The organism is Rhodococcus daqingensis, from assembly GCF_042665615.1.
GTDB classification, from domain to species: Bacteria; Actinomycetota; Actinomycetes; order Mycobacteriales; family Mycobacteriaceae; genus Rhodococcus_G; species Rhodococcus_G daqingensis.
Genome location: NZ_JBHTCS010000021.1, coordinates 137,613 through 158,931, shown reverse-complemented (window position 1 = coordinate 158,931; position 21,319 = coordinate 137,613). Strand labels below are relative to the sequence as shown.

Genomic DNA, 21,319 nt, shown 5'->3' with positions numbered 1-21,319 from the left:
GCGTCCACTGTGCGGTATCTGAAACAACACACAGATACCATTCACCCCCAACATCACACCCCTTCAGGGTTGATGATTCGGGCGGGGGAAACTGAATGTGTGACAGTTTCATAGAGTTACGGCGGCCATAGCGGAGGGGAAACGCCCGGCCCCATTCCGAACCCGGAAGCTAAGCCCTCCAGCGCCGATGGTACTGCACTCGACAGGGTGTGGGAGAGTAGGACACCGCCGAACATACATTGCGAATGCCTCGCATTGCAGTCTTGAAAGAGACTGCAATGCGAGGCATTTCGCATATCTGGACCACAATCGGTTCACTAGGATCGTCGTGTGGGCGACGATCTGCTGGAAGCGATGGAACTCAATCTCGCGTCGCACGCGTCGCATCTGCACCCGAAGGTCGACGGCGCGAGAGTGCTTGATCCCGGTGACATCCTCATCGCCGACAGCGGACTGGACGACGACACCTTCAACCTCGTCTGTCGGGCTCGGCTGGCAGAGCACAACGCGCCTGCCCGGATCGAGGAGATCGTGGCATCGGTCTGTGGCGCGGGCCGGCCGTTCTCGTGGTGGGTGGCTCCGACCTCGGCGCCCTCGAATCTGGGAGAGCTGCTGCGGGAGCATGGCCTCCGGCCCTCGGAGACAGAGCTGGCAATGACCGCGCCGGTATCGGACGTCCCGCTGCCTGCCCTGCGGCCGGACTTCACCATCGTGACCGCCACGATTCCCGCGCAGTTGCGCGACTATGCGGAGCTGATGGCCAGGAACTGGACACCACCCTCGCCCGCGGTGACGCGGTTCTTCGACGCGGCAGCGACCGCCATCCTGCAGGCCGAGTGTGCCAGCGCCTTCGTCGTCGGCTACCACGGCGGTGAAGCCGTGGCGGGCGCGGAGATTCATCTGGCGGCGGGTGTTGCCGGCCTCTACGGTGTGGTCACCCTCGAGGCGCATCGGAGGCGAGGCTACGGGACCGCGGTCACTCTCGCGACAGTCGACCGGGCCAGGGTGGCGGGGGCGGAATGCGTGGTGTTGCAGGCCTCCGCGGAGGGCGCCCCGGTGTACCAGCGGATCGGGTTCACCCCCGTCGGTACGTACACCGAGTACGCGCTGGACGGCGCTCACCAGCGTCCTCGGTCGGGTGCCTGAGCACGCACTGATCCGTCGGGTGGGTGCGACCCCGGGCGGGACCTGTGGGGGGACGGGTTTATAGTTGCGTTGTGCAACAACGATCTGTCGCCGTCGGCCGCGTACACGAGGAGCTCGTGCACCTGGTCCGCCAGCTGATGACGGGGGAGCGTCCCGCCGAGGGGCTGCCCACCTTCGCCCAGCATTCGGTGCTCTCCTATATCGCGCGCAACCCGGGATGCCGGGCGACCGAGATCTCCGATGCGTTCGGGGTGCACCGGTCGACGGTGTCGCGGCAGCTGCGCGGATGCGTCGACGCCGGGTGGGTCCAGGCCGAGTCCGGACCGATCCGCAGTGGTCACCCGCTCAGCCTCACCGGCCCGGGTCGTGACGTCCTCGGGGACGCGGACCGGCGCCGCCGCGACGAGGTGGGGGACCGGGTCCGGGACTGGTCGGCCGCGGACATCGACGACCTCGCCCGCATGCTGCACAGGTTCCGCACCAGCACCGCCGACCATGACACCGCCCAGAGCATCGGAGCAGACCCCCGTGCGTGAGTACACCACCAACGCCCAGTTCACCGTCGCAGGCGACGACGCCATCGTCCGGTCGGTCTACCGCCAGGCGCAGGAAGCGCCCCAGCGGGTGCTGTTCAGCCGGCCCGTCGGTGGCGAGTGGGTCGACGTCACAGCGGCGGAGTTCGCGGAAATGGTGATCGGCGTCGCGAAGGGCCTGATCGCGGGCGGTGTGGCTCGAGGGGATCGGGTGATCCTGCTGTCGGCCACCCGGTTCGAATGGTCACTGTTCGACTTCGCGATCTGGGCGGCGGGCGCCGCGTCGGTGCCCATCTACGACTCTTCCTCTGCAGACCAGATCCGGTGGATCGCCGAGGATTCCGGGGCGGTGACGGCGATCGTCGAAACCGATCGGCACGCCTCGGCATTCGAGGGCTCCGGACTGAGTGTCCGCCAGATCGACGACAATGCGGTGGGTGCGCTGATTGCGGCGGGCGCCCATCTCGACGATGCCGAGGTGCACGACCGGGTGGCGGCGATCCGGGCCGATGACCTGGCGTCGCTGGTGTACACCTCCGGCACCACGGGCAGACCGAAGGGTTGCATCCTGACCCACCGCAACTTCCTGTCCGAGGTTCGCGGCATCCTCAGCGCCAGTGTCGGCGAGGTGGCCAAGCCCGGCAACCGGATGCTCACCTTCCTGCCGCTCGCCCATGTGCTGGCCCGTGCAGTGTCCCTCGCGATGTTCGAAGCCGGTGGGGCGCAGGCGCATTGGTCGAACTTCAGCACCGTCGTCGGGCAGTTCGCCCGGTTCAAGCCGCACACGATCCTCGGGGTACCGCGGGTCTTCGAGAAGGTCCGGGACTCGGCCGCACACAGCGCCGCGCAGGGCGGCGCCGTCAAGAAGGCGATCTTCGGCTTCGCCGAGACGACCGCCGTCCGGTACAGCGAGGCGCTCGATGCGGGCGGACCGTCTCCGGTGCTCCGCGCCCAGCACTGGGTCGCGGACCGGCTCGTCTACTCGAAGCTCCGGGCGGCACTCGGCGGCGAGTGCTGGTGGGCCATCTCCGGCGGTGGCGCGCTGATGCCCAGCCTCGGGCACTTCTTCCGTGGCGTCGGCGTGCCGATCTACGAGGGTTACGGACTCACCGAGACCACCGCGGCGCACTGCGTCAACATCCCGGGCGCGCACAAGATGGGTACCGTCGGACGGCCGTTGGGCGGCAACAGCGTTCGCCTCGCGGCCGACGGTGAGATCGAGCTGCGGGGCGGTGTGGTGTTCGGCGGGTACTGGCACAACGAACAGGCCACCGCCGACACCTTCGACGAGGGCTGGCTGCGGACCGGCGACCTCGGCGAACTCGACGAGGACGGCTTCCTCACCATCACCGGGCGCAAGAAGGACCTGCTCATCACGGCCGGCGGCAAGAACGTCTCCCCGGGCCCGCTCGAGGATCGGATGCGCTCGCACGCCCTGATCTCGCAGGCCGTGGTCGTCGGGGACGCTCGCCCCTTCATCGGCGCGCTGCTCACCGTCGACCCGGACGTGTTCGCGCTGTGGAAGACCGAGAACGGCAAGCCGGCCTCGGCGTCCGTCGCGGACCTGAGCGAGGACCGGGACCTGCGCGCCGCGCTGCAGCAGGTGGTCGACGACGCGAACAGCACGGTCTCGCACTCCGAGGCGATCAAGAAGTTCACGATCCTCCACCGCGATCTCACCGAGGCGGACGGTGAGATGACCGCCACGCTGAAGATCAAGCGAAATGTGGTGACCGAGCGATTCGCCGACGAGATCGCCGCGCTGTACGGCTGACCGAACTCGGCTAGCGGATCTCGCGGATGAGCGGGTACTGCGGGGTCGGATTCTCCAGTACCTGCTCGTCCCGATCCCTCAGGTGGCGATCGAACATCGCGGTGACGAGGCCGTCGATCGTCCTGGTGACCTCCTGCCGCGGAGCGGTGCCGAGACTCAGGCCGCCGGGGATCTCGAAGGCGGGCAGGTCGGGCACGCTCTGCGGGACGAAGTGCTCGGCGTCGGTGAAGCTGGCGTGCCCGGTGTCGGCGATCGCGTAGACGCGGCTCCACCCCCGGTCCGTGCGGAAGTACTGGTCCCAGAAGCGTTCCCGGCCCTCGGGGCTGTCGGCGTGCAGCGAACTGATGATGCTCAACAGCGGGCCGGACGCACCCTCGGTGACGATCGGACTCGGCGCGGTGCCGTAGAAGAGGGCGCCGTCGAGGTTCACCCCGGCGTCGAGTCGGGGTTCGGTGCGCAGCACCTCGGCGGTGGTCGCGCCGCCCATCGAATGGCCGAACATGCCGATCCGGGTCGGGTCGACGGCGTCGGCCAGGCCGTCGGGGAGAGGCGTCTGCGTGGCATTGTCGTCGCCGCGGGCGAGCGATTCGACGACGTCGATCACGAACTTCGCATCGGCGACCCGGGTGTCGGCGGCCTTGCGCAGGGTGGCCTCGGAGTACGAATCGGTCATCCGCTGCGGCACGACCCGACCGTCGGGGAAGACGGTGGCGAGGGCGTCCCCGGTGTGATCGATGCTGATCACCACGTACCCGCGGCTCGCGAGGTGCTCTGCGGTGCCGGTCGAGAGCGTGCGGGGCATGTAGAACCCGGGGGAGAAGAGCACCACCGGCAGCGAGCGCTTCCCGCTCGCGGCGACGGGCGCGTCGAGATGGCCGTTCGTCGGGAGTCCGGTGCCCGGGAGGTACGGGGCGCGTACCCGTCCGGTCGTCGCCGCGGCGGGGTAGGTGACCGTCACGGCCAGTTCGCGGCGCGTACCCGGCGCCCACGGGTCCTCTCGATCGCGGTCGACGAGGCTCAGGGCGGTCACGCCGACGGCGGCGTCGGGGGTCGGCAGGATCGGATCCGCCGACGCGGGGGATCCGGCCGCGACCGTGCCGAACGCAACGGCTGCCGCGAGCAGCGGGGCCAGGGGGAAGGTGCGCGTGCGCTTCACTGGGTGTCGTCCATCTGTCGGTCCGTGCGGAGTTCCCGAGCCACGGTAGTTGCCGGTGTCCGCCGGTGGGGGAGCTACGTTTCTGCCGCCCGGTCGCGGGCGACCCTTGCGTGGGCCCGCGGGCAGGGGCAGTGTCGAGAGCGGCACCCGCACCCGGGAGGACACATGACCGTTCCCGACCTCGGCTCCATCCTGCTCGCGAGCCCGGACCCCGATCGGCTTCGAGACTGGTACTGCAGGGCGTTCGGCGCGACACCGACTCCGGACGGCGACGTCCGCTTCGGGGGCGTCAGCCTGCTGTTCGACCGGCGCGACGACATCGCGGCCGAGAACCCCGAACCCGGCCGCACCATCCTCAACTTCCACGTCGACGATGCGAGATCGGTCGCGGCCCGGCTGGACGAGATGGGGGCCGACTGGCTCGTCCGGCTCGAGGAACGTTCCGAGGGCATGCTGTTCGGGACGCTGATCGACCCGGACGGGAACTACTTCCAGATCATCGAACTCGGAGCGCGATACGTGGCCGCCCGGGTGGTCACGCCGTCGACGACGCTGAACTCGGCGCCGTACAGCGGCTTCGCCGTCGACGACATCGAGGCGGCCACGGCGTTCTACCGTGACGTACTCGGCCTGACGGTGACCGAGGAGTACGGGCTGCTCTCGCTGCACGTCGGCGGGGACAAGACGGTGCTGGTGTACCCGAAGGAGAACCACACCCCGGCGACGTACACCATCCTGAACTTCCCGGTCGACGACATCGAGGCGGCGGTCGACACGCTGCGCGAGCGTGGCGTCACCTTCGATCGGTACCCGGGGATGGAGTCCGACGAGCGGGGCATCTTCCGGGGCGGCGGACCCTACATCGCGTGGTTCACCGATCCGGCCGGCAACATCCTCTCGGTCCTGCAAGAACGGTGATCTCACGTGCTGTGGGCCACCACGCGCCCACATGCCCGTAAGGTGGAGGTCAGAGACCGAGTCGTGTCCGCGTCGCCCGTCGCCCCACTGCTCTCACATTTGCACGGGCTGAGCGGCACGGACGGACACCATGGAGAACACTGCCAGCCTGGGCATTCAGGCATTCATCTCGGAGGTCGTCCAGCGCGGCGGCCGCGCGGTCCGGCTCACCCACTCGCGGCGCAACCCGGTTCAGGTGTGGGGCGTCGGCGACGACAGCTGCGTGGTGCGGGTGCGAACCAAGCTCGACGGCGACTGGCAGGCGCGCAAGCAGGACGGCGCGCTGGAGACCGATGACACCGGATCCCAGTTCTGGGTGTTCGTCGACCTGGCCACCTCCCCCGAGGAGTACTTCGTGGTCCCGTCCGAGGAGGTCGCCGCTGACATCGACAGCGAGGTGGACCTGTGGGTGCGGGAGGTCCCGGGGCGGACCAGGACCGGCAGCCACTCGATCGCCGTCGAGCGGGTGGCGCACGGCCGGGCGCGGTGGGACCTCCTCGGGTTGTCCCAGATCAAGGACCCCAGCCGCACGCCGGCCGGCGCCGCGCCCGAGCCGAGCCGACCGTCGCCGGTGCCGATCGCCCGCGCCACGAGGAAGGCGGCGGTCGTCGAGGAGGTCGTCGACGAGCGGGTCCGGGTCGTCGCGGACTTCGAGGGCTACCGGCTCGTCGGCATGTACGACGAGCGGACGGGCAGGCTCGAGATCACCCGCGGGCCGATGGAGGGCCGTCGCTTCGACGATCCCACCACCGCGGCCAACGCCGTCACCGGCCACATCAGCGGGGACGTCGAGTCCCGGGACGGGTGGACGTTCTGGCAGATCGAGGACGCCGAACGCGCGCCCCTGGGCTCCCGCCGCGCCGGCTAGCACTCCTCACCCGGCAGGTGCACGCTCGGCGGGGTCGCCGCCGGAACCGGACGCGCTGCGCGGTCCCGCAGGTGGTCGCACGTCCTTGGTACGTTGGCTGGGATCCCGTCGCGAGGAGGCTGCCGTGCACACCGGACTGGACGTGACCTCGAACCCGGCCGAGACACTGACCGTCTCCACCAGGGACGGCGACGCACGCGGCTACGCGGCCGGCGGGGTGTACGCATGGAAGGGCATCCCGTACGCCCGCGCGGGCGCGGCGAGGCGGTTCCGGTCGGCGGTGCCGCCGTCCCCGTGGGACGGCGAACGCGACTGCCGGGACTTCGGCCCGATCGCCCCGCAGGCCAAGACGGTCCAGGTGCCGATGGAGCCGGGCGCGGTGGCGGACGAGGATTGCCTCTCGCTCAACGTGTGGGCTCCGCACCCGGACGGAACGCCGCGCCCGGTGATGGTCTGGATCCACGGCGGCGCCTACTGCGTCGGCTCGTCCTCGCAGAGCGTGTACGACGGCAGGCGGCTGGCCGAGGTGGGCGACGTCGTCGTGGTCACGGTCAACTATCGGACCGGCGTCCTCGGGTTCCTCGACCTGTCGGCCTTCTCGACCGACGAGCAGCCGTTCGAGACCAACATCGGGCTGCGCGACCAGATCGCCGCCTTCGAATGGGTGCGCGACTGCATCGCGGCGTTCGGCGGGGACCCGGACAACGTCACCGCCTTCGGTGAGTCCTCCGGCGCCGGGTCCATCACGACGCTGATGACCTCGCCTCGAGCGGAGGGGCTGTTCCACAAGGCCATCGTGCAGAGCGCGCCCGCCACATCGGTTTACGGCGCTGAGCGGGCGGCGACCGTGGCCAGGCGCTACCTGGAGATCGTCGGGGTGAGCGAGGACGAGGCGGGCAGGCTGTGCGAGCTGCCGATCGAGAAGCTGACCGCGGCGGGCGACGTGCTGCTCGACGAGGTGACCACCACGGTGCCGGGCACGCTGTCGATGGCCCCCGTCGTCGACGGCGACCTGGTGCCGCGGTACCCGGTCTCCGCGTTCCAGAAGGGTTTCGCGCACCGCATCCCGCTGATCATCGGCACCAACAAGGACGAGGCGTCGATCTTCCGGCTCACCCGGTCGCCGATCATGCCCGTCACCGCGGACACCGTGAACCAGATGTTCACCGCGATCGCCGCCGACCACCCGAAGCTGCCGGCGATCCGCGTCGCGGAGATCATCTCCGCCTACCCGGACTGGTCGAAGACCAGCGGCGCCCTCGCGGTGTCGCGGGACGCGGCCTTCCGGATGCCGTGCCTGTGGATCGCGGACGCACACAGCAAGCACTCGCCCACGTGGGTGTACCGCTTCGACCACGCCACCCCGATGCTGTGGGCCGCTCGCGTCGGTGCCGGTCATGCCACCGAATTGCCCTATGTGTTCGGCAATTTCGGCACGCTCAACCACGACCCGACGTTCTGGCTCGGCGGTCGCAAGGCCGCGACGGAGGTGTCCGGCCGGGTGCAGCGGCGGTGGCTGGCCTTCGCACAGCACGGCGTGCCCGCGGCGCTCGACGCGTCCAAGCACTGGGCGCCGTACCGCGAGGACACCAGGGCGACGCTGCTCATCGACAAGACCGACACCCTCGCGAGCGATCCGGACAGGGACCTGCGCGCCGCGTGGGGCGACAAGGTGATGGGGTTCCGGTGACCGGAGCCGGCGCTCTGTAGCGTCATACGCATGAGCAAGCTGGATGAGGTCGGCGAACGGGAATCGTGGCGCTGCTGGTTGTGCGACGAACCGGTCGACCCGCACATGTCGGTGAACGACCCGCGGGGTCCGAGCATCGACAGCATCAACACCGCCAAGAAGGGCAAGGGCGGCCCGGAGCGACTCGCGCACCGCGCCTGCAACACCAAGAAGGGCGCGATCAAGCCGGTGGTGCCGTGGTCGGATGCGCTGTTCGTGATCGATCCGGCGCCGATCATCGGTGTGGTCGAGCAGCTCACCCGCAAGCCGGGCCGGGTCGCCGTCGCGCGCTGCCCCTCGAAGTCCGACGCCGAGGACGCGTCCGCCTGGCTGCTGGACCGGCTCTCCCGGCTCGCGCCCGAGCTGACGCTGGACACCAAGATCGAGCCGGGCGGCGGCGGCTTCCTGCTGATCGTGACGCGCTGACGCGCAGTGGTGCGGTTACGGGGTCCCGATGCTCCCTAACCACTCCACCGCGCGCAGCGCATCACTGGAAGGGGCGGACCTCGATGGGCAGGGTCGTCGCCGCGGCCAGCTTGCGTCCCCAGTCGAGCGCGGCGTCGAGGTCCGGCGCCTCGATGATCGTGAACCCGCCGAGATGCTCCGGCGCCTCGGCGAACGGGCCGTCGCTGCGGAGCACCTCGCCGCCCTTCGGCCGCAGGACCGTCGCGGTCTCCGGCGGGTGCAGGCCGCCGGCGAACACCCAGGCCCCCGCCGCCTTGAGTTCCTGGTTGAGGGCGTCGATGTCCTCGACGATCCCCTCCAGGATCTCCGGCGCGGGCACCGGCCCGTCGGGCTGATAGACACTGAGCAGGTACTGCGTCATGGTGGTCCTCCTCGACGTCGCGGCCGACCCGGTTGCCGGCGCCTCGCCCCTATCGCGTTCGAGTGTCGACCGGATCGACGACCGGTGCGTCCAGATCGCGCAAAGCGGGCAGCGCGAAGCAGACCGCGGCGATCACCAGGACCGGGATGGACAACGCGAAGAAGGTGGTCCGCAGGCCCACCGCGTCGATCAGCGGGCCGGCCAGCAGGTAGCCGAGCGGGCCCGCGGCGTACGCGGTCGAGGTCATGACACCGACGACGCGGCCGCGCATGTGCTCGGGGCTGCGGGTCTGCATCGCGTAGTTCGCGATCGGGCCGACGGGCCCGAACACCAGGCCCACGAGCAGCGCCAGCGTGAGCGTCACCCACAGTGCAGGCAGGAACGCCATGCCGACCATGCAGCCGCCGAGCGCGGTCACCGCCAGCAACATCAGGGTCCGGCGCCGGACGCGGGCGGCGAGCGCGCCGTAGGTCAGGGCGCCGATCACGCCGCCGATGCTCATCGCCATCAACACCCAGCCGAGCTGCGCGGGCTCGCCGCGTTCGGTGAAGTAGACCGGGAAGAGCACGCTCTCCACGGGCATGTACAGCGCGACGATCGCCATGTCGACCAGGGCGAGCGTGCGCAGCAACCGGTTGTGCCACACGAACTTCAGGCCCTCGAGCGTGCCGCTCCACATCGATTCCGGCCGGGTCTCGCGGTCGGGTGTGCCCGCGCCCTCGAGCCGGAGGAAGGCGATGGTGACGATCGAGAGGGCGAAGCAGGCGGAGGTCACCCACAGTGTGTTCACCGCCCCCACCGTGGCGATCAGCACGCCGCCGACGCCGGGGCCGATCAGGTACGCGACGTTGTAGTTGGCCTCGTACAGGCTGTTCACCCGGTCCAGCGACCAGCGGGCGTCCTTCGTCGCGGCGGGCAGCATGGATTCGCGGGCGGAGATGCCCGCCGGGTCGAAGGCCGCGCCGAGGGCGGCGAGCAGCGCGATGACGGCCACCGACAGCCCGACCGTCGCGGACATCACCGGGATCAGCGCCACCGACACGGCGGACAGGAAATCCGAGACCAGCGACGTGCGGCGGCGGCCGAACCGATCGACCACCGTGCCGGAGAAGAGGCTCGAGAGCAACAGCGGCAGGGTGGCGGCGCCCGCGACGATCGCGGCGTCGGTGGCCCGGCCGGTCTGCTGCAGGACCAGCCATGGCAGTGCGACGACGGTGATGCCGTTGCCGGTCGCCGAGAGCAACGTTGCGAGGTTGATCAGGACCAGGGGCGTGTACCGGCGTGCGGCCGTGGCCGTCGTCGCAGTCATGTCGGGGTTCTTTCAGGATGGAGGAGACATGTCCCGACGCTAGCGTCCCCGCGGCGGCCGCGCGAGCGAATTTGTTCAGTGCGGGGCCGGCTCCACCCCGAGCCGGAGGCACGCCTCCCGGTAGAGGGCCACCACCTCGGTGCGGATCGAGGCGCGGTCGGTGACCGGGCCCAGCCACGGCACCCGGACCGACCGCTCGGCGCCCTCCACCTCGGCGACCCATTCGCCGGCCGCCGCGTCCAGCCCGGTCATCCGGGCGGCGGTCGCGGACGGCTCGGCGAAGGCCCGCACGATGAGCAGGTTGTCGGCGGCGTGGTCGCCGTTCATGTGGCCGGTGACCGCGGCGATCACGGCGGCGTCGAAGGTCGTCATGCCCCGAGCCTAGGTCGCCGCGGTCGCGCTCAGCCCCGGCGCATCGCGGTCCGGGTCGGGATCGCGATGGCGAGCAGTCCCAGCAGCACCGTGGTGCCGATGATGCCGGCGTAGAAGGCGGGGGAGACGGCGGGGATCGGCTGCCCGGAGACCCCGATGCTGACCCCGACCAGGGGCGGCAGCGCGAGCATGTCGACGGCGAGATCAGGGTAAATCCCGATGCGCCGAACGGTTCTCGCGTTCTAGGGTCGGGACATGAAGTCTGTCGCGGTCGCGGTCGGTGTCTCGGTCCTTCTGCTCGCCGGGTGTTCGGTGGAGTCGGATCCCGTGGTGATCAACAGCTTTCCGAACCGTGCGACGGTACAGGCGGACCTGGACGGACTGGTCCGCTCGACCGTCGGCGGCGCGGTCGCCACGCTCTCGGTGCCCGGCGAGACGGTGGAGTTGCGCAGCGGGGTCGGCAATCGGACCACCGCGGAGCCGATCCCGGACGGCGCGCAGGTCCGGATCGGCAGCGTCACCAAGACATTCGTGGCCGCGATGGTGATGCAATTGGTCGACGAGGGGAGGATCGAGCTCGACGCCTCGATCGGCCGTTATCTGCCCGGGGTGCTCACCGGGGAGGGCGTCGACCCCGGTGCGATCACGGTCCGGCAGCTGCTCCAGCACACCAGCGGCCTGCCCGAGTACTCCGATGACCCACGCATCACCCAGACCTATTTCGGTAGCGGCGAACAGTTCACCCGCCAGGACCTGCTCGGCATGGCGCTGGTCCATCCCGCGCAGTTCCCCGCGGGGGAGCGGATGAAGTACACGAACACCAACTACCTCGTGAACGGGTTGCTGGTCGAGAAGGTCACGGGGAACACGGTCGAGGACGAGCTCGAGCGCCGGATCACCGGACCGCTGCAGCTGACCGACACCTATCTGCCCGGAACCGGGGAGAAGCAGATCCGTGGACGGCACCCGTCGGGCTACGAGGCGGACGGGGACAAGGTCGTCGAGGTGACGGCGACGGAGCCGTCCGGTCCGTGGGCCGCGGGCGCGATGATCTCGAGCGGGGCGGACCTGACCGCCTTTCTGCGGGCACTGGTCGACGGCCGGATCGTCTCGCAGGCGTCCTGGGGTGCGATGACCGATACCGTGCCGATGGACCAGCCCGGGATGTCCTACGGGCTCGGGTTGATGTCGGCAAAGCTGTCGTGCGGCAAGGTGTTCTGGGGGCACTCCGGGGACATCCCGGGCTTCCACACGCTCACCGGCGCGACCGAGGACGGCCGGGCCGCGGCGATCACCGTCACCCAGGCGCCCCCACAGGAGGTCGACACCCTCGCCCTGCTCAGCAACGCCCTCTGCTGATGCGGCTGCGCGTCAGCGCATGACGGAGGCGATGTCGCGGGCGGTCACCCTGGCCAGCTCCACGAAGAACGGCACCCGTTCGGGGATCATCAACTCGGTCGGCCCCCGCAGGCCCAGCGCGAACCGGGCGAGGCCGCCGGGAGCGATGACGGGGACGCCGATCGTCCGGTACCCGGGGGACAGCTCCTCGTCGTTGAACGCGTAGCCCCGCTCGCGGGTGACGGCCAGCTCCTTGCCGAGCTCCTCCGGGCCGGGAACCGAACGCGCCGTACCCGTTTCGTAGGGCAGCCGGCTCAGTTCGTCGTCGGTGACCTGGGACCAGGCCAGCAGCGCTTTGCCCAGCGCGCTGGCGTGCAGCGGCAGCCGGACACCCTGCAGCTGGTGGCCGTCGGCCTCCCGCCATCGGCTGGTGCCGAGCAGCACGGCGTCGTTGCCGTACCGCGTCGCGATCGACGCGCTCGCCCCGGTGGTGGTGGCGAGCTGTTCGAGGTGTGGCTCGGCGAGGTAGATGCGGTGCTGCCGGTAGGCGATCTGGCCGTACTCCGCGAGCGCGCCGCCGAGGCGGTACCGGCTCGACTCCGCGTCCTTGTCCAGGAAGCCGGCGTCGACGAGCGCGGTGAGCAGGCGGTGCGTGGTGCTGACCGCGAGGCCCTGCAGGCGGGCCACCTCGGACACCCCGAGCTCGTCGCCGCCGCGGAAGCAGCCGAGCACCGACAGGGCGCGGGCGACGGTCTGCACCGAGCCGGTCGCCGAGGGGGTGGGTGCTGAGGGGGTCTCCACGTCGCGACGCTAACACGCGCGTCTGGTTGGAACGCTTTCCATTATTCGGAATGCGGGCGGGTCTGAATGACGTGAAATAGCCGAATGCCGATTGCGGACTCCTGTCAAGACTTCCAATCAGCAGAAAACTATACCTATCCAGTGGGGTTTAGCTGGCCTAGTTTTCGGGGCGTAGATCGATCAGCCTCTCGAACAGGAGCCCCCGATGTCCCGCAACCGCCGACTTCCCCGAGCGCGCCTCGCGCTCGCGCTTCTCCCCGTCGTCGCCCTGGTTGCCGCCTGCGGATCGGACTCCGACGGTTCCGCGGACGCCGCCGCGGGCGGAGCCGAGCCCACCTTCGTGCTCAAGGTGACCGACCCGGGCAACGCAGGACCGCTCGCGGTCGGCAAGCGGGATGGCACCTTCGACGAGGCTCTCGCCCCGCTCGGCGCGAAGGTCGAGTGGGTCAATTCCACCCCCGGGTTCAGCTCGAACCTCAAGTTGTTCAATGCCGGTCAGCTCGACGTCTCGGGTGGCGCCTACAGCCCGGTCGTCGGCGCGCTGTCCAAAGACGTCGGTGTCCGGATCATCGCCGTCGCGGACCCGGTCGACCAGGACCAGAGCGGCATCGTCGCCTCGCCGGACTCGGGGGTGAAGGAGGTCAAGGACCTGGTCGGCAAGCGCATCGCGGTGAACCCCGCGGGCAAGGGCGAATACATCACCCTCAAGGCGTTGCGTCAGGCCAACATCCCGTTCGACCAGGTCGAGCGGGTGCCGTTGCAGCAGGCCGACGCGGCGTCGGCGTTCTCCACCGGCCAGGTGGACGCGTGGGCGTCGTTCAACGACCCGTACCAGGAGGCCAAGGCCCGCGACGGCGTGGTCGAGATCGCCACCGAGGCGAGCATCGACTCCAAGGACAACACCATCGTCGCCTTCCGCACCGCGGTCCTCGAGGAGCGCCCCGACGTCGCGGCGAAGTACCTCGAGACCCTGCAGGCGCTGACCGAGCGGCAGCGCAGCAACCCGGAGGACTACCAGAACGTCTTCGAGATGGCGGGCCCCCGGGCGCTGTCCGGGGATCGGCTGGCGCGGGCGCTCGACCTCGGCCGCCGGGCCTCGGTTCCGCACTACCCGACCGCCGCCGACGAGGCCGACCTGCAGGAGGTCGCCGACCTGTTCTTCCAGAACGGGGTGACCACCCGCGCGCTCACCGCCGCGGACGTCTTCTACCCGCTGCAGTCCAAGGTGAACGGCGCCGCCCAGGTCCAGTCGGCCCCGACGAAGTCCGGGAACTGACATGGCGCTGCTGACCCCGCCGAGGACGCGGGAGGAACGCGGCGCGCGGCCCGCCACCCTGCAGCTCGAGGAGCCGCGGTACCGCGCCGGCCGCGCCCGGCCGGCCTGGGTGTCGATCCCACTGCGCTTCCTGGTGCCCGCGCTGATCGTCGCGGCCTGGTGGATCGGCTCGGCCACCGGCGCGATCCCCGAGGAGATCCTCGCCGGACCGCCGAAGGTGTGGAGCGCCTTCACCGAGCTCTACCAGACCGGGCAGCTGGTCGACTTCTCCGTCGCCTCCTTCAAGCGGGCCGCGGTCGGGGTGTTCTTCGGCGTCCTCATCGGCCTGGCGTTGGGCGTGCTCTCCGGGCTGTCCAGTCTCGGTGAGGAACTCATCGACTCCACGATGCAGATCAACCGGGCCATCCCGTTCCTGGCGCTGGTCCCGCTGTTCATCGCCTGGTTCGGCATCGACGAGACCTTCAAGGTGCTGCTCATCGCGGTGGCCACCGTCGGGCCGATGTACGCCTACACCTACCTGGGCGTCCGCAACGTGGACCGCAAGATGGTCGAGGCCGCCCAGAGCTTCGGGCTGCGGGGATGGCGGCTCGTGCTCGGCGCGATCCTGCCGGCCGCGCTGCCCGGGGTGCTGATGGCGCTGCGAATCTGCTTGTCCATCAGCATCACCGGACTGATCGCGGCCGAACAGGTCGGCACCCGCGAGGGCATCGGCTATCTGGTCACGTTGGCGCAGGAGTACAACCGCACCGACTACATGGTGCTGTGCGTGGTGCTCTACGCGGTGCTCGGCCTGATCTTCGACGGCGTCGTCCGGATCATCGAGAAGTTCGCGATGCCCTGGCGCGGACAGGTGGCGGTCCGATGAGCGCCCACGACACCGCGTTGCCGCCGCTGGCGGTCCGGGAACGCACCGCGACCGCGGCCCGCGACCGGCGGGCGGGCGAGCCCGTCGCGGTCTCGCTGCGCGGGGTCCGGAAGGCGTTCGGGGACAAGACCGTGCTCGACGGCGTGGACCTGGAGATCCACCGCGGCGAGTTCGTGGTGCTGCTCGGCCCGAGCGGCACCGGCAAGACGACCCTGCTGCGGCTGCTCACCGGGCTCGAAAGGCCCGACGCCGGAAAGATTCTGGTACCGGGCCAGCGCACCACCGTCTACCAGGAGCCGCGGCTGATCCCGTCCAAGCGGGTGCTGGCCAACGTCACCGTCGGACAGCGCCGGACCGCGCAGAACCGGGACCGCGCGGCCCGCTCGCTGGCCGAGGTGAACCTGGAGGCCAAGGCGCGGCAGTGGCCGGCCACTCTGTCCGGCGGCGAGGCCCAGCGGGTCGCGCTGGCCAGGGCGCTGGTCCGCGAGCCCGAGCTGCTGCTGCTCGACGAGCCGTTCGCCGCGCTGGACGCGCTGACCCGGCTGCAGATGCAGGACCTGGTCGGCGACCTGGTGGCCCGGCACCGCCCCGCGGTGCTGCTGGTCACGCACGACGTCGACGAGGCCGTGCGCCTGGCCGATCGGGTGCTGATCCTCAACGAGGGCCGGTTCGCCGTGGACGTCGACATCGACCTCGCCCGGCCCCGCGACCGCACCGACCCCGAGTCCCTCCGCTACCGCGCCGCGTTCCTCACCGAGCTCGGTGTCGGCCGCACCGCTTCCCCCACCACCACTTAGGAGTCCGAGATGACCGCAGCAGTCGACACCGCCCTCGACACCCTCTGGTACACCCGTTGCCCCGTGCCCACCGCGAGCGGCCTCGCCCACAGCCTCGGCTGGCTGGGGGAGGCCGCGGCCGAGGCGGGCGTGAGCCTGGGTGTCCTGCAGGACGCCGGCCCGGATCTGGCCGTCCGCCACTTCGACCACCAGCTGCTCGGCCTGGTCCGCGAGGGCGGCAACGTGCCCGCGATCGCGGCCCACGCGCAGGGCTCGCCGACCCGGCTGATCGGGTTGACCTGGATCGACGAATCGCAGGCCATCCTCGTCGGACCGGACTCGACGGTCGCGGGTGCCGCCGACCTGGCGGGCCTGCGGATCGGGATCCCGGCCTGGGCGCAGGACCAGGCGCGCAGCTTCCCGCGCGCCATGGCCCTGCACGGCTTCGCGAACGCGCTGCGCCTGGCCGGCCTCACCCTCGCCGACGTGACCGCGGTCGAGGTGGAGGTCGAGCGGAACCCGCAGGTGCGCAGCGCCGTTCGGGACCAACGGCACTCCACGACCTGGGGTGTCGACGAGCTGCTGCGCGGCGAGGTGGACGCCGTCTACGTCAAGGGCGCCCGTGCCCAGGAGGTGGCCCGCGAGCACGGCCTGCGGGTCGCGGTGGACCTCGACGACACCGACGCGAAGCGGCTGCGCGTCAACAACGGCACCCCGCGCCCCATCACAGTGCACGCCGAGCTGCTCGAGTCCCGGCCCGATCTGGTGGTCGGCTTCCTCGCGCAGAGCCTGCGCGCCGCCGACTGGGCGGCAGGCAACCTGGACCGCGTCCGCGACGTGCTCGCCCGCGAAACCCTGTCCGGCCCGGAGGGCGTGGCCGCCGCCTACAAGGAGGGCTTCCACCTGGACCTGCACCCGTCGCTCTCGGACGAGCGCGTCGAGCTGATCGGGATCCAGAAGCAGTTCCTCTACACGCACGGCTTCCTCGCCGCCGATTTCGACCTCGAATCCTGGGTGGCCCGCGAGCCCTTGGAGCAGGCGCTCGAGCTGCTGGCCGCCGGAAAGGTGCCGTCATGACCGAGTTCCTGTGGCGGCTGCCCTCGCGAGGGGACGGCAGGCACGCGTCCCCGGGCTCGCGCAACCGAGGCGGGTTCGGCGGACCGCAGGTGCCCACCGTCGCGACGGACCCGCGCCCCGGCAACTTCGGGCCCTTCGACGACCTCGCCCAGGTGGTGCTCGCGGCCGAACTGTCCGGGCTCGACGGGGTGCTTGCGCCCTACGACCCGCTCGGCGAGGAGTCGTGGATCGTCGGCGGCGGTGCGCTGCGCGACACCCGGCACTCCCGGGTGATCGTCGAGTTCCACCCGTCCTTCGGCACCCCCGTGTACGCGGCGAAGGTGTCCGCGACGCTGCAGCGGCTCTCCAGGGGCCGGCTGTCCTGGCGGTTGCGGGTGGAGACCGATGCGGCCGACGCCCGCGCCCGCGGGGACCGGGTCACCGGGATGGACCGCTTCACCCGGGCGGCGGAGTTCCTCACCGTCGCGCGGGGTGTGTGGAACGAGACCCCGGTCGCCGGAGCCGGATTCAACGGCACGGGGTTCGACTTCGACGGCGAGTACTTCGACGTCGTCGACGGCGGGTTCCGCGGCATCCTGTCCGGGCTGCCGTTCCCGACGGTGTACCTGTCCGGGGACTCGGAGCAGGCGCTGGAGCTGTCCGCGCGGCACGGCGACGTGCACCTGTTCACCGAGACCGTCGACGGGATCGCGGCATCCGTGGCCGAACTGCGGCGCCGGTCGAAGGCGCGGGGCCGCACGGTCCGGGCCGGGCTGGAGCTGCCGATCATCGCCCGCGAGAGCGAGGGCGAGGCCTGGGCGCGGGCCGAACGGCAGTGGCAGGAGGTCCATTCCGACGGCGTCGGCGCGCGTTCGCTGGACCTCGGCGGCGGGCGCTGGGCGGGCTTCACCGAGCTCGGCTACGAGCAGCCGATCGGGCTCGTCGGCAGCTACGAGCAGGTGGCGCAGCGCCTTTCGGAGTACGTCGACGCCGGCGTCGACAGCATCGTCCTCGACGCCCGCCCGCACATCGAGGAACTGCACCGCGCCGGCGAACACCTGCTGCACCTGGTCGATCCGGCCGGACGCACCCTGGCTGGTCAGGAGGCCACCGCATGAGCATCGACTTCTACTGGCGCATCGGGATGGAGGGCGACCACGCGTCGCTGCGGACCCCGCGCCGCTACAACCGCGGGGAGGCGAACGGGCACGGCCCCGGCAACATCGCGCCCGCGATCCGCGGCGGCGAACTCGACGGCTACGGCTACATCGATCACATGGCGGCGGTGGCCAAGGCGTCGGAGTCGGCCGGGTTCCTCGGCGGGCTGCTGCCGTCGTTCCCGGTCACCGAGGACCCGTGGGCGGTGGCGTCGGCGCTGGCCCGCGAGACCACCACCTACCGGTTCATGGTCGCCTTCCAGCCCGGGTTCCTGCATCCCGTGCAGGCGGCGCGGATGTCGGCGAGCCTGCAGCGGGCCACCGGCGGACGCCTCGTCTACAACATCATCAGCGGCGGCGGGGGACCGGCGCAGCTGTGGTGGGGCGACAAGGTGAACCACGACGACCGGTACGCGCGCACCAGCGAGTTCCTCGACGTGCTCCGCGGCGTGTGGGACGGCGAGCCCTACGACCACGACGGCCGGTTCTTCCGGACGGCGGGGGCCGCGCTGCCGCCGGGGCTCGCCGGCCAGCCCTTCCCGGAGGTCTACTTCTCCGGTTCCTCGGCCGCCGCGGTCGGCGCCGCCGGGCGGCACAGCAACTACTACCTGTCCTGGCTCGAGCCGTTCGGCGACCTGCGGGCCAAGTTCGACGGCGTCCGCGCGCACGCCGAGAAGCTCGGGCGGACACCGAAGTTCGCGGTCCGGATCGACGTCGTCGCCCGGCACACCGAGGAGGCCGCCTGGGCGGAGGTGGAAAAGGGCTGGGCGTTCGTCGACCGCGACGCCGCGAACCGGGCCGCCCAGGGCGACTCGGTCGGCGCGGCCCGGATCAAGGGCTGGGTGCCCGAGACCATCACCGGCTACCGCGATCTCGAGGTGCAGCCGAACGTCTGGGCCGGGTTCAGCCTGATCCGCGGCGGTCCGGCCTTCGGCCTGGTCGGCAGCTACGAGCAGGTCGCTCAGCGGCTCGACGAGCTGCGCGCACTCGGCGTCGACGCCTTCATCCTCGCGGGCAACCCGCATCTCGAGGAGGCCTACCGCGTCGGCGAGGAGGTCCTCCCGCTGCTGCAGGCGGCTCCGCCGCCCGTGCGCGCTTCGCGAGTCCAGGGACTCGACAACCACGCACGCATCCTCACCTGACAACCCGCAAATCTAAGGAGAAACTCATGACCACCACCGAATCCCGCGTCTCCGAGACCGTCACCGCGTTCGTCGCGAGCGCCACCCGCGACGCGGAGAAGGCGTTCCGCGTCTTCCGGGAGACCGGCACCGTCTCCGCCAACGGCACCGTCAACTTCGTCGAGCGGGTGCCCGGCGAGGAGATCGCCGTCGCCCTCAACGAGCCCGGACCGTGGGCCGACGATCGCACCATCGAGCCCGTCGTCGCCACCTTCGACGGCGAGGTGCTCTCCGGCCGCGGCTCCGCCGGCTTCGTCACCGGCTACGCCAAGGTGTTTCGGGAGCACCCGGAGATCACCTCGGTCGTGCACGTGCACACCCCGTGGCTGGGCGGCTTCGCACAGACCCACAAGAGCCTGCCGATCCGATACGCGGCCTCACAGCGGCTGACCCTGTCCCGCGAGATCCCGCCGCACATCGACCGCAGCATCGGCGCGGGCGACTTCATCCTCGGCGAGCTGGTCCGTGACCCCGACCTGGTCGCGATCTTCGAGGCCAACGGCGGCGTCAACGTGATCGGCCGCGCCGGCCTGCTCGAGCTGGCCAAGTTCGTGGTGCTGCTCGAGGAGGGCGCCCAGTACCAGGCCATCGGCGAGTCCGTCGGCGGCACCGTCGAATTCGACAAGACCAACCTCGTCGCCCAGTGGTCCCGCAGCGGCCTGCTGGAGCGGGCCCGCGAGCGCGGCCTCGTCTAGGCGGCTTCGCCGCCCGTGCGCGGTTGACGAGTCCCCACACTCGTCAACCGCGCACGAGCGCGAAGCGCCTGCCCCTCCCTGTTCGTCCTGCGTCACCGCGGCATCCTCGAGCGGACGCTGCCCGATGTGGAATGGGTTGACCTGCGCGCCCTTCCGGAACCGGAGGCGGTGGATCCCAAGACCGGCCTGCCGAGCCTGCATTCCGACTGGCTGTTCACCGAGGGCGGCTACGACGTCATCGGTACCGGCTTCACCCCGCCGCTGACCGCCCTCGCGAAGGGCCACGACGTGGTGTACATCGGTATCTCCGGGCCCCGTGTCGAAAACGGCCGCCTGGTGACGCTCGCCGGCTCGGGCATCGAGACCGCGGCCGACCTGCGAGGCAAGCGGGTGGGTATCGCGCACGGCTCCTGGCAGACCACGCTGCTGTTGTTCGCTCTGGAGCAGGCCGGGCTGACCTGGTCCGACGTCGAGCCGGTCGACACCGGTGTGAACGACGGCGCCGAGGCGCTGCTGCGCGGCGACCTCGACGCGTGGGTCGGGGCCTACCCGGGTCTCGAGGCGCTCGAGACCACCCACGAGCTGCGAACGCTCGTGGACACCGAATCGCTGTTCAGCCACCCGTCGCTGTGGTTCACCCGGCGGGACTTCGCGGAGAACAATCGCGAGGCGCTCGAGGCCGTCATCGCCGCGCTGCAGGAGTCCGACGCGTGGATCGAGGCCAACCCGCGCGAGGCCGCACGTACTTCGTCGACGACGCCCTCGCCCGCGGCGACCGCGCCGACCTGGACCGCTGGGAGCGCGCGCTGCGCAGCCGCCCGTTCGGCCTGAACCCGGTCAGCGCGGCGTTCCTGGACGAGCAGCAGCGTGCGGGGGAGTTGCTGGCCGCCAACGGGTTGCTGCCGGGGCCGGTCGACGTGCGTGCCGCGGTGGTGCCGTGGATCGGTGAGGCGGCTTCGCTGCCCGTGCGCGGTTGACGAGTCCCTGGACTCGTCAACCGCGCACAGGCGCGAAGCGCCTCCTTCGGGGCGGTGTCCTGGCACGATGGACCTCATGGACGAGGTGAAGTACGCCGAGGACCTGATGGTCGGCGACGTCATCGATCTGGGCTCGCACACCGTGAGCGAGTCCGAGATGGTGGACTTCTCGACCGCATGGGATCCGCAGGACTTTCACCTCGAGGCGGAGGCGGCCGAGCACGGCTACTTCGGCGGACTGATCGCCAGCGGTGTGCACACGATCGCGATCTTCCAACGGCTCGCGGTGGACGGGGCCTATCGCCGCTGGAGCGTGATCGGCGCGCGCGGGCTGCGGGACGTCCGGTTCCTGCGTCCCGTGCGTCCGGGCGAGGTGCTGACCGGGTTGTTGGTGATCGACGATGTCGCGCTGGACGAGCGCGGCCGGGGGCTGGTGACCACGACCGGCCAGCTGGCGGACGCGCAGGGCCGGACGGTCTTCAGCCTGCTCACCGAGATCTACCTGCACCGCCGGCCCTGACGCCGCT

The 21,319-nt window shown here is 70.7% G+C and carries 22 protein-coding genes, 1 rRNA gene and 1 pseudogene; 18 read left to right on the top strand and 6 right to left on the bottom strand.

What is annotated here, in order from left to right; translation table 11 throughout:
* The first annotated feature begins 117 nt into the window (after positions 1-117).
* The 4 genes from rrf to ACFQS9_RS17805 all read left to right on the top strand — a co-directional run bounded on the left by rrf (position 118) and on the right by ACFQS9_RS17805 (position 3,453).
* Positions 118-234 (top strand): 5S ribosomal RNA (gene rrf, locus ACFQS9_RS17820).
* 96 nt (positions 235-330) lie between these two features.
* The gene (locus ACFQS9_RS17815; protein WP_378407069.1) at positions 331-1,146 is read left to right on the top strand and encodes a GNAT family N-acetyltransferase; all 816 of its coding nucleotides are present in this window, start codon (positions 331-333) and stop codon (positions 1,144-1,146) included.
* A 71-nt stretch (positions 1,147-1,217) separates the two neighbouring features.
* Positions 1,218-1,682: a MarR family winged helix-turn-helix transcriptional regulator gene (locus ACFQS9_RS17810; protein ID WP_378407068.1), complete on the top strand. Its 465-nt coding sequence runs from the start codon at positions 1,218-1,220 to the stop codon at positions 1,680-1,682.
* Positions 1,675-3,453 carry an AMP-dependent synthetase/ligase gene (locus ACFQS9_RS17805; RefSeq protein ID WP_378407066.1) on the top strand — a complete coding sequence of 593 codons (1,779 nt, stop codon included), beginning with the start codon at positions 1,675-1,677 and terminating at the stop codon, positions 3,451-3,453. The genes ACFQS9_RS17810 and ACFQS9_RS17805 overlap by 8 nt, the downstream gene beginning before the upstream one ends.
* Before the next feature lie 10 nt (positions 3,454-3,463).
* Here ACFQS9_RS17805 and ACFQS9_RS17800 read toward each other — a convergent pair whose 3' ends face one another.
* Complete coding sequence (locus ACFQS9_RS17800; RefSeq protein ID WP_378407064.1) at positions 3,464-4,609, bottom strand: alpha/beta hydrolase family protein; 1,146 nt, start codon at positions 4,607-4,609, stop codon at positions 3,464-3,466.
* Positions 4,610-4,774: 165 nt separating this feature from the next.
* Between ACFQS9_RS17800 and ACFQS9_RS17795 the strand changes: the two genes are divergently transcribed.
* The 4 genes from ACFQS9_RS17795 (at position 4,775) to ACFQS9_RS17780 (ending at position 8,589) form a co-directional block, all read left to right on the top strand.
* On the top strand, positions 4,775-5,527 hold the full coding sequence (locus tag ACFQS9_RS17795; protein ID WP_378407062.1) for a VOC family protein: 753 nt from the start codon (positions 4,775-4,777) through the stop codon (positions 5,525-5,527).
* Between the two features lie 130 nt (positions 5,528-5,657).
* Positions 5,658-6,434, top strand: a complete 777-nt coding sequence (locus tag ACFQS9_RS17790; protein WP_378407060.1) for a hypothetical protein — start codon at positions 5,658-5,660, stop codon at positions 6,432-6,434.
* A 124-nt stretch (positions 6,435-6,558) separates the two neighbouring features.
* Positions 6,559-8,124 (top strand): carboxylesterase/lipase family protein, encoded by a 1,566-nt coding sequence (locus ACFQS9_RS17785; RefSeq protein ID WP_378407058.1) that lies wholly within the window; start codon positions 6,559-6,561, stop codon positions 8,122-8,124.
* Positions 8,125-8,154: 30 nt separating this feature from the next.
* Positions 8,155-8,589 (top strand): hypothetical protein, encoded by a 435-nt coding sequence (locus ACFQS9_RS17780; protein ID WP_378407056.1) that lies wholly within the window; start codon positions 8,155-8,157, stop codon positions 8,587-8,589.
* 61 nt (positions 8,590-8,650) lie between these two features.
* Here ACFQS9_RS17780 and ACFQS9_RS17775 read toward each other — a convergent pair whose 3' ends face one another.
* The 4 genes from ACFQS9_RS17775 to ACFQS9_RS17760 form a co-directional block, all read right to left on the bottom strand.
* Entirely contained in the window at positions 8,651-8,989 is a 339-nt protein-coding gene (locus ACFQS9_RS17775; protein WP_378407054.1) for a YciI family protein, read from the bottom strand.
* Positions 8,990-9,038: 49 nt separating this feature from the next.
* Positions 9,039-10,298 (bottom strand): MFS transporter, encoded by a 1,260-nt coding sequence (locus ACFQS9_RS17770; RefSeq protein ID WP_378407052.1) that lies wholly within the window; start codon positions 10,296-10,298, stop codon positions 9,039-9,041.
* Between the two features lie 75 nt (positions 10,299-10,373).
* Positions 10,374-10,670: a DUF2470 domain-containing protein gene (locus ACFQS9_RS17765; RefSeq protein ID WP_378407050.1), complete on the bottom strand. Its 297-nt coding sequence runs from the start codon at positions 10,668-10,670 to the stop codon at positions 10,374-10,376.
* A 29-nt stretch (positions 10,671-10,699) separates the two neighbouring features.
* Entirely contained in the window at positions 10,700-10,861 is a 162-nt protein-coding gene (locus ACFQS9_RS17760; RefSeq protein ID WP_378407048.1) for a hypothetical protein, read from the bottom strand.
* 64 nt (positions 10,862-10,925) lie between these two features.
* Between ACFQS9_RS17760 and ACFQS9_RS17755 the strand changes: the two genes are divergently transcribed.
* The gene (locus ACFQS9_RS17755) at positions 10,926-12,029 is read left to right on the top strand and encodes a serine hydrolase domain-containing protein (RefSeq protein ID WP_378407046.1); all 1,104 of its coding nucleotides are present in this window, start codon (positions 10,926-10,928) and stop codon (positions 12,027-12,029) included.
* Positions 12,030-12,041: 12 nt separating this feature from the next.
* On the opposite strand, the gene ACFQS9_RS17750 is transcribed toward ACFQS9_RS17755, so the two are convergent.
* The gene (locus ACFQS9_RS17750; RefSeq protein ID WP_378407044.1) at positions 12,042-12,809 is read right to left on the bottom strand and encodes an IclR family transcriptional regulator; all 768 of its coding nucleotides are present in this window, start codon (positions 12,807-12,809) and stop codon (positions 12,042-12,044) included.
* A gap of 205 nt (positions 12,810-13,014) precedes the next feature.
* Between ACFQS9_RS17750 and ACFQS9_RS17745 the strand changes: the two genes are divergently transcribed.
* From ACFQS9_RS17745 to ACFQS9_RS17705, 9 genes and pseudogenes are all read left to right on the top strand, one after another.
* A complete protein-coding gene (locus ACFQS9_RS17745; protein ID WP_378407042.1) occupies positions 13,015-14,085 on the top strand; it encodes an NrtA/SsuA/CpmA family ABC transporter substrate-binding protein in 1,071 nt (356 codons plus the stop codon).
* Between the two features lies 1 nt (position 14,086).
* Positions 14,087-14,950, top strand: coding sequence for an ABC transporter permease (locus ACFQS9_RS17740; protein WP_378407040.1), 864 nt, complete (start codon positions 14,087-14,089; stop codon positions 14,948-14,950).
* Positions 14,947-15,747 carry an ABC transporter ATP-binding protein gene (locus ACFQS9_RS17735; protein ID WP_378407038.1) on the top strand — a complete coding sequence of 267 codons (801 nt, stop codon included), beginning with the start codon at positions 14,947-14,949 and terminating at the stop codon, positions 15,745-15,747. The genes ACFQS9_RS17740 and ACFQS9_RS17735 overlap by 4 nt, the downstream gene beginning before the upstream one ends.
* A 9-nt stretch (positions 15,748-15,756) precedes the next feature.
* Complete coding sequence (locus ACFQS9_RS17730) at positions 15,757-16,803, top strand: ABC transporter substrate-binding protein (protein ID WP_378407036.1); 1,047 nt, start codon at positions 15,757-15,759, stop codon at positions 16,801-16,803.
* The gene (locus tag ACFQS9_RS17725) at positions 16,800-17,900 is read left to right on the top strand and encodes an LLM class flavin-dependent oxidoreductase (RefSeq protein WP_378407034.1); all 1,101 of its coding nucleotides are present in this window, start codon (positions 16,800-16,802) and stop codon (positions 17,898-17,900) included. Before ACFQS9_RS17730 ends, ACFQS9_RS17725 begins: the two co-directional genes overlap by 4 nt.
* The gene (locus tag ACFQS9_RS17720; protein ID WP_378407032.1) at positions 17,897-19,081 is read left to right on the top strand and encodes an LLM class flavin-dependent oxidoreductase; all 1,185 of its coding nucleotides are present in this window, start codon (positions 17,897-17,899) and stop codon (positions 19,079-19,081) included. Before ACFQS9_RS17725 ends, ACFQS9_RS17720 begins: the two co-directional genes overlap by 4 nt.
* A gap of 26 nt (positions 19,082-19,107) precedes the next feature.
* Positions 19,108-19,815 carry a class II aldolase/adducin family protein gene (locus ACFQS9_RS17715; RefSeq protein WP_378407030.1) on the top strand — a complete coding sequence of 236 codons (708 nt, stop codon included), beginning with the start codon at positions 19,108-19,110 and terminating at the stop codon, positions 19,813-19,815.
* 78 nt (positions 19,816-19,893) lie between these two features.
* A pseudogene (locus ACFQS9_RS17710) lies at positions 19,894-20,792 on the top strand (ABC transporter substrate-binding protein).
* A gap of 76 nt (positions 20,793-20,868) precedes the next feature.
* On the top strand, positions 20,869-21,312 hold the full coding sequence (locus ACFQS9_RS17705) for a MaoC/PaaZ C-terminal domain-containing protein (protein ID WP_378407028.1): 444 nt from the start codon (positions 20,869-20,871) through the stop codon (positions 21,310-21,312).
* The last annotated feature ends 7 nt before the right edge of the window (positions 21,313-21,319 follow it).